The 968-nt window shown below is 72.3% G+C and carries 1 protein-coding gene and 2 pseudogenes; 2 read left to right on the top strand and 1 reads right to left on the bottom strand.

Annotation, left to right across the window (positions count from 1 at the left end):
* Nucleotides 1-3: 3 nt before the first annotated feature.
* Both tpg and AC31A1_RS51920 read left to right on the top strand, forming a co-directional pair.
* Nucleotides 4-369 (top strand): annotated as a pseudogene (tpg, locus tag AC31A1_RS51925) (telomere-protecting terminal protein Tpg); the annotation flags it as partial.
* Nucleotides 370-415: 46 nt separating this feature from the next.
* Nucleotides 416-559, top strand: coding sequence for a hypothetical protein (locus AC31A1_RS51920; RefSeq protein WP_489659995.1), 144 nt, complete (start codon nucleotides 416-418; stop codon nucleotides 557-559).
* 70 nt (nucleotides 560-629) lie between these two features.
* Here the strand turns inward: AC31A1_RS51920 and AC31A1_RS51915 are convergent.
* Nucleotides 630-968: pseudogene (locus AC31A1_RS51915) on the bottom strand (hypothetical protein); the annotation flags it as partial.

The following is a 968-nucleotide window of genomic DNA, read 5'->3' as shown; positions in this document are numbered from 1 at the left end:
GGCATGGGTGGGATCGTCAAAGGGCTTGAGCGGGCGTTGCTGACCCGTCCCGTGCCTACGAGGGATGCCGCTGTGCGTTTCCTGCTCAGGGCGGAGAAGGGCTCCACGAAGAACGTGGCTGTCCTCCTGGGGATCTCCCGGCGCACGGTACAGAGGTGGGTCACCACCCGGCCGGGAACGCGCCGCCGTCCCAGTGCCGTTCATGCGGGGCTGATCGATGAGGCCGTCAGGGCACGATGGCAGCCCCTGGTACGGGCTCGTCGGCGGGCCCGGGCCGAGGCCGGCGGGTTTGTCTTCCACACCAGGGCGCGGTTCGGTTTCGCCGCTCCGGCGGGCTCGTCGGACGATCCGCGGGTACGGCTGATCACCCAGTACCTGTCGGGAGAAGTGGCCCGCGAGCTGTTCGCCGCCCGGGATGCCGGCCGGGGGCGAGCAGCAGCAGTTGGTCATCCTCGCCCGTGCTCCGGGGCATGCCTGCTTCCGGGACGGAGGCCGACGTGCTGACGGTCTCGGGATCGCCTTCACCGACGTGGAGTTCGCCGATTCCTCCATCGGCTGACCGCACCCCCGGCTCGCTGTGCCGCGCGGCGCCGCCTTCCCCTGTCGGCTTGGGGTGCCGGGGGCCGGACTCAGGGCAAAGGCGGGCTCTGGTGCCGCGTCAGCATCGTGTTGCAGCGCTGTGCCTCCTCGCGTTCGCGCCAATCCCACTGGGTACGGCCGGTGCGCTGGCCGGCGGGCGGCTGCGGCGGGCGAAGCCTCGCGGCCTCGGCCACGCGCAGCAGGTGGGTGCGGTCGTGAGGGCCGGTCAGCAGATGCTGGTCCTGGCCGGGCGCGAGCCGGGCGAAGCACACGGCGGCCTTCAGGAAGACACGCGCCCACGACGGCACGCCGTAGGCAGCGCAGCCGTCGGTGTAGCGGGTGCGGTCGTGCAGGGCCAGGGTGGCTGCGGTGTCGTCGTAGCCGCCTGG

The organism is Streptomyces sp. P5F9, assembly GCF_057961495.1.
This window is presented reverse-complemented; position numbering and strand designations above follow the sequence as displayed.